Source organism: Candidatus Omnitrophota bacterium, assembly GCA_026387175.1.
Classification (GTDB): Bacteria; Omnitrophota; Gorgyraeia; order 2-01-FULL-45-10; family 2-01-FULL-45-10; genus CAIMPC01.
This window is the reverse complement of sequence record JAPLME010000008.1, coordinates 230,110-236,877: the sequence shown is the minus strand read 5'-3', so window position 1 is coordinate 236,877 and position 6,768 is coordinate 230,110. Positions and strand designations below refer to the sequence as shown.

The 6,768-nt window shown below is 46.8% G+C and carries 7 protein-coding genes; all 7 read right to left on the bottom strand.

Going from position 1 to position 6,768, the window contains the following annotated elements:
• The coding region (locus tag NTY76_05465) for a hypothetical protein (protein MCX5678541.1) at positions 1-926 on the bottom strand (926 nt) is incomplete at its 3' end.
• Positions 927-1,084: 158 nt separating this feature from the next.
• Positions 1,085-1,720, bottom strand: a complete 636-nt coding sequence (plsY, locus tag NTY76_05460; GenBank protein ID MCX5678540.1) for a glycerol-3-phosphate 1-O-acyltransferase PlsY — start codon at positions 1,718-1,720, stop codon at positions 1,085-1,087.
• Between the two features lie 3 nt (positions 1,721-1,723).
• The gene (locus tag NTY76_05455; protein ID MCX5678539.1) at positions 1,724-2,284 is read right to left on the bottom strand and encodes a CDP-alcohol phosphatidyltransferase family protein; all 561 of its coding nucleotides are present in this window, start codon (positions 2,282-2,284) and stop codon (positions 1,724-1,726) included.
• A 7-nt stretch (positions 2,285-2,291) separates the two neighbouring features.
• On the bottom strand, positions 2,292-2,876 hold the full coding sequence (gene lepB / locus NTY76_05450; GenBank protein MCX5678538.1) for a signal peptidase I: 585 nt from the start codon (positions 2,874-2,876) through the stop codon (positions 2,292-2,294).
• An 11-nt stretch (positions 2,877-2,887) separates the two neighbouring features.
• The gene (lepA, locus tag NTY76_05445; GenBank protein MCX5678537.1) at positions 2,888-4,684 is read right to left on the bottom strand and encodes a translation elongation factor 4; all 1,797 of its coding nucleotides are present in this window, start codon (positions 4,682-4,684) and stop codon (positions 2,888-2,890) included.
• Complete coding sequence (locus tag NTY76_05440; GenBank protein ID MCX5678536.1) at positions 4,684-6,108, bottom strand: phosphoglucomutase/phosphomannomutase family protein; 1,425 nt, start codon at positions 6,106-6,108, stop codon at positions 4,684-4,686. The genes lepA and NTY76_05440 overlap by 1 nt, the downstream gene beginning before the upstream one ends.
• A complete protein-coding gene (gene rpe, locus NTY76_05435) occupies positions 6,109-6,750 on the bottom strand; it encodes a ribulose-phosphate 3-epimerase (protein ID MCX5678535.1) in 642 nt (213 codons plus the stop codon).
• Positions 6,751-6,768 lie beyond the last annotated feature (18 nt).

Below are 6,768 nucleotides of genomic sequence, written 5' to 3'. Positions count from 1 at the left end.
CGTAATAGTTGCTGAGCTGACGTTCTCGCGTCGGGATTCTGGCTTAAAGCCGCTGTAAATGCCAGATAGTCCACTGTATCCTTACGGAACCTGGCCTGGTCGGTGATAGTTATGGAGCCTTCTGTGGCCCTGACTGACTCTTTAATGCCTCTGAGCAGGTCGGGCAGGTTTTGGGCTTCGGCAAGCCGGACAGGGCCTTTAACCTTGGCTTCGATAAATTCGCGCAGGTCCCTTCCCAGTGCCGCCACTTCCTCTTCTCCAAAAATTTTAGTCTGTACTTCCTTATATATATCTTTGTGGTCGGTAGTATCTACAATCATTCCCTCTTTTGCGACTAAATTTTCCGGGACACACTCATGATATATATATTGCGCAAGACGCAGTTTTGCCGTTTCCGGAGGGTATTTGGAATATAGCCAATTGATGAAATCGATGGCCAGGCCGATCCGGCTAGATTCGCCGCCAGCCATATAATGATTAAAACCTATTAAATAATCTTCTGAATCCCTGGCTATAGCGCTATACAGGTAAGTCCTGTTCGTGAGATTGCTATATAGGCCAAATAGATTATTCGCGGCCAGCCTGACTTTCTCCTCATGTTGGGCGGGAACTAAATTTCCTTTATCTCTATTCAAATGCACCGCAAGCTTTATGGCATCCTGCAGCTGCGCTGTGATTTCGTCATTTATATCGATTCTTGGCGGAAGATTTCCATGGAATAATTCTACAAGCGCTTGGCCGTTACCAATAGCGCCAGGCTTAGTTTTACCCGCTACCTCTTCTTGGACAGTTACACTTCGAGCTTGATTTATACCGGGATCCGATACGAGTGACGGGCTTAATGCAAAAGCCTGAGTCGTTATGAAAGTAGAAATTAATAAAACGGAGATGCCCTTATTAATAATGGCGTTTCTGTTCATATCCATTTTCTCCTTATATTATTTTTCTGTTTTTAATTTGTTAACAGTTAAGATGTGAGAATTATAGCATTCTAGATAAAACACGTCAAGTCATATTATCTGACTTTTTGTTTTCTAACTTTTTTATTATTTACCGTCGGGATTGTATTTTTAGGCGGATTTAATTATGCGGATCTTTTTTTGAAGATGTGGGTCTTGTTCTCTTCTCCCCTAACAAGTCTTCTGATATTGTCGCTATGTTTGTAAATGGAGAGGCTGCATATGACTACACTCGAGAGTATGGTGTATAAAGAATATTTCAGAATGCATGCGACTGCGGGAAAAAGCAAGAGTGCCATGATTGAGGCGAGAGAAACGAAATTTGTGATGTAAAAAACGAGGAACCATATAAGCGCGGATGGTATCAGGGCGAAAGGAGTTAGTCCTATAGCAACTCCGAGCGTAGTTGCAACGCCTTTGCCACCACTGAACTTCAGAAATACGGACCAAATATGGCCGCATACTACCGCAAGGCCCATAATCCCTCTATATGCGTCGTATTCGATATTTATGTTAAGCGAATAGAAATAGTTCGCGACGAGAGTTACTACTATTGTTCCTTTCAGAATATCAATGATAAGCGTAATAAGCGCCGGAAGCTTTCCTACTGACCTTAAAACATTCGTGGCGCCGGAGTTCTTAGAGCCCACCTGCCTTATGTCTATGCCTTTCAGCATCCTGGCAAGTATAAAACTCGTAGGAAATGATCCGATTAAATAGGCCAGAATCACCGAGCCTGCAAGCGCAAATATGGGATTCATCCTCTACCCCGCTTTCTTAAGCATATTATTTTCGCTTAATAGTTTACTGCCTTTCATTACATAATCGAGACCAGATGCTATGGTCAAGAAGATCGTGATGTTCCATACAATGAAGGAGTAGTTGAATTGTGCAAGAATGCAGACTATCGTCATCATCTGAAAAAATGTCGTTACTTTTCCAATAATACTGGGGGAGATCTTAATATCGCCCCTTACCACATATATCACTATCGAACCGATCGCTATTATGACATCCCTCGATATCACTATTATAGGAACATATGGTGGCATCCTGAGATGCTGAGGAATATTGCCAACTATGGAAAGACATATATATGCGCTTGTCAGGAGCAGCTTATCTGCAATTGGATCCAGGATCGTGCCAAGCTGTGTCTGCTGTCTTAAAGCCCGCGCAATGAACCCATCGGCTCCGTCCGAGATAACCGCGATAGCGAAGACAAGGAGCGCAAGATCCAGTCTCGAATAGGCGACAGCCGTTATAAAGAACGGTATCAGTATGATCCTGATTATAGATATTTTATTCGCTAATGTAACCTGGCCCATCTCTCCCCTACCTCACCAATTTCATTCTATTCAAAGGCCAATATACCACGACTGCCTTACCCACAAGATTTTTTCTCGGGACAAATCCCCAATACCGGGAGTCCCGTGAATTGGCGCTATTATCGCCGAGCGCGAAATACGAATTTGGCGGCACTATTATAGTCTTGCCCTCCCGGCCGTAATCGCCCGCATTATAGTAATAAACGTCTTTTAGGTACTGCTCTTCGAGCGCCCGGCCGTTAATCAGGATCTTGCCGTCCTTTATCTCGACTTTCTCGCCGCCGAAGGCGATAAGGCGCTTGACAAAATCTTTCTTCGGGTCCTCAGGCGAGACGAAGACTATTATATCGCCGCGTTTCGGCTCTTTTATATCGAGGATCGGGAGCTTCCAGTTCACGAACGGGACTCTCGCGCTATAAAGGAACTTATTGACGAATATCCTGTCGCCGATATTAAAAGTCGGTATCATAGAGCCCGACGGTATCTTAAACGCCTGTACCAAAAATGTCTGAATGACTATCGCTATAGCAAGCGCTATTACGATCGACTCTACCCATTCTCTCACTTGTGATTTCACCTTTTCTTTTTGCATAGTTCCTCTTTTTATTGTGCCTTAAGCGCCGCAAAAAAAGCCTCCTGCGGGATATCCACCTTACCGAACTGCTTCATCTTCTTCTTGCCGGCTTTCTGTTTCTCCCAGAGCTTCCTCTTTCTGGTTATATCGCCCCCGTAACACTTGGCCGTGACATTCTTACCCACCGCTTTTATAGTCTCGCGGGCGATGATCTGCCCTCCAATAGCCGCCTGCAGGACTATCTGAAAGAGATGCCTGGGAATCGTCTCTTTGAGCTTTTCTATCACGACCTTACCCTTGGCATATGCCCTGTCCTTGAATACGATCGATGAGAACGCGTCGTATATTTCGCTGTTTATCAATATATCGAGCTTAACTATATCGGTGGACCTGTAATCCAGCATTTCATAATCCAGCGAACCGTAGCCTTTAGTCACGGATTTTATCCTGTCATAAAAATCTATTATGACTTCGGAGAGCGGAATATCATATATGATCCTTGCCCGCGATTCATCCAGATACTCGGTCGAGACATATACACCACGGCGCGACTCTGAAAGCTCCAATATGGTCCCGATGGACTCTTTCGGTATGATTATATACGCCCTGACATAAGGCTCTTCCGTCTCTTCTATGTCGCCGGGGTTCGGCAATTTTACCGGATTATCGACCTCCACTATCTCACCGTTTTTCTTGAGGATCCTGTACACTACACTTGGCGTAGTAATTACGAGATTCAGATCGTACTCTCTCTCCAGTCTCTGCTCAACTATCTCCATATGCAGCATACCGAGGAAGCCGCATCTGAAGCCCATGCCTAGAGAAGCGGACTTCTCCAGTTCAAAGACAAAGGCCGCGTCCGAAAGCCTTAATTTCTCTATGGCCTCTTTTAGCAGCGGAAAGTCCGCGCTGTTAGACGGGAAGATTCCGCTGAATACCATGGGATGGACTTTCTTGTATCCGGGTAGCGGCGCCGGAGCGGGATTCTCCGCGTCAGTCACGGTATCTCCGACAAAGATTTCTCTGGCGTCGCGCATATTACAGGTTATGTATCCGACCTCTCCGCACGACAGGCTGCCCGTTGGAATTTGCCTTGGATCAAATACGCCTACCTCCTGAACTTCATAGACGATACTGTTCGACATCATCATCACCTTCATGCCTTTTCGGATAACGCCGTTCATTACCCGGATAAGCACCACGACGCCTTTATAAGTATCGAACTTGGAATCGAATACCAGCGCCTGTAAGGGGTTCATCTCCTCTCCGCTCGGCGACGGGATCCTTTGCACAACCGATTCCAATATATCCTCGGTGCCGGTGCCAAGCTTCGCGCTTGCAAGCACAATGTCGGCCTTATCAAGCCCCAGTATATCCGCTATCTCATGTTTCACGTTATCCGTCTGGGCGCTTGGAAGATCAATCTTGTTTATGACGGGTATTATAACGAGATTATGCTCCATAGCAAGATAAAGGTTTGCCACCGTCTGGGCCTCAACTCCCTGCGAGGCGTCCACGACCAGGAGCGCGCCTTCGCAGGCCCCGACCGACTTTGAAACTTCATAGGTGAAATCGACATGCCCCGGTGTATCGATCAGGTTCAACTCATAAGTCTTCCCGTCCCGGGCCTTATAATTTATCCTGACGGCGCTCGCTTTTATGGTAATGCCGCGTTCCCTCTCGAGATCCATGTCATCGAGGAGCTGATCGTGGAATTCCCTTTCGCTTATGGCGCCGGTAAATTGCAGGATACGGTCGGCGAGCGTGGATTTACCGTGATCGATATGCGCGATGATAGAGAAGTTACGTATTAGCGACTTATCCATTAAACGCTATACGCCTTCCTTTTACCGAAATCTATTATTTCGAGCGCCTCTTTTTCCGTCGGCGCCTCGGCGTATACCCTCAAAATTGGCTCTGTCCCCGAGAGCCTCAACATGAGCCATGACCTGTCCTTGCAGATGAACTTATACCCGTCCGTCGTCTTTATTTCGACTACCGGTTTACCGAGAATATCTTTCGGCGGGTTAGCGCTCAAGCTCGCCATCAGCTTGGGTTTTTTATCATCAGGGTACTTCAGATCAAGCCTCTTATATTCATAGGTGCCATATTCCTTGTCGATGGATTTCAATATATCGAGCATCTTCTTCTTTCTCATCGCCATCATCTCCAGGATGAGAAGCCCGGAGAGGATACCGTCCCTTTCGGGTATCGAATTCTTAAACGCCACGCCGCCGGTCTCTTCGCCGCCTATCAGGATATCCTCTTTCAGCATAAGCTCGCAGATATATTTAAATCCGACAGCCGTCTCATACATCTTAAGGCCGTATTTCTTGCAGATCTTATCGATCAGGAACGTGCCGCAGATCGTCTGTATTACTCCGCCGCGCACTTTCTTGTCTTCCAATAGATGCAGAAGCAATACGGACATCACCTTATGCCCGGTCAACAGTTTACCGTTTGGAAGCGCCACCCCCAGCCTATCGGCGTCGCCATCGGTAGCAAGGCCTATATCGTATTTGCCTTTTTTGGTCTTTTCGGCAAGCTCTTTCAGGTTCGGCAGTATCGGTTCGGGATTTATCCCTCCGAAACCCGGATTCTTCTCATTATGTATTATATCCACCTTGCACTTGCCGCCTTTTAGGAGCATCGCTATGTAATCGTTACCGGTGCCGTACATGGAATCCACGAGGACCTTCAGCTTGCTGTTCTTAATTAATTTCAGGTCGGCATAACTTTTGATGAACCCAAGATGCTTTGTGATGATATCGTCTATTTCGACGAGCCCGCTCGACTTTAACTCATCCAGCCCTTTATATTTAATCTCGTTCTTGCCCAGATAGGACTCGAACTTCTTTGTGACCTCGGGACCCGCCGAACCGCCGTAATAGGCCTTGTATTTTATGCCGTTATATCTGGCCGGGTTGTGGCTCGCGGTTATCATTATACCGCCAACATATCCCCTGTTTTTAATGGCGAAACTGACCGAGGGCGTCGGCGTCGGCCTGTCGGACAATACGGTCTTCACGCCGTTGGCGCCGAATACACAGGCCATGAGCTCGGCGTATTTATCCGAAAGGAATCTCGTGTCGTATCCGACAACTATCTTCCTCTCCTTCACCTTCAGGTCCCCGCAGTCGTTATTAACAAAGTCGGCCACAGCCTGCGCCACCTTTTTGACATTATCGAATGTGAAATCATCGCTTATTACAGCCCTCCACCCGTCCGTGCCAAACTTTATACCACCCATCTATTCTCCTCCTCTTAACCCTTTAATCGCGAGCGCGTAATCTTTAGTGCCGAAAACCGAAGATCCGGCCACTATGACATTGGCGCCCGCTTTTATGACTTCAGGCGCGGTAAGCTCATTAATACCCCCATCGACCTGAATATCTTTTTTAAAAATTTTACGCGCTTCCTCTATCTTTGGCAAGCAATCGTTCATAAATCCCTGACCGGCGAATCCCGGCTCAACCGTCATCACCAGCACCATATCGACCATCGGCAATATCTTCTCGATTGCCTTTACGCCGGTCTTCGGCCGTATCGAAATACCCACTCTCTTCTTAAAATATCTTATAAGTTTTATTACTTCCATAGGATCGTCATCAGCTTCTATATGAAATGTGATTATATCGCTTCCCGCTTTCACGAATGGTTCGACATAACTTAGCGGATTCTTTATCATCAGGTGAACATCGAACGGCAGTTTAGTGACCGGTCTGACCGATTTCACAACGACAGGGCCTATCGTGATATTGGGGACGAAGTGGCCGTCCATCACATCGATATGTATCCAGTCCGCTCCGGCCTTTTCTATGGACTCTACCTCTTCTCCCAGCTTCGAGAAGTCCGCCGAGAGAATGCTCGGCGCGATCAAAACCTTAGGCATATGTTTATCCTTTTAGAG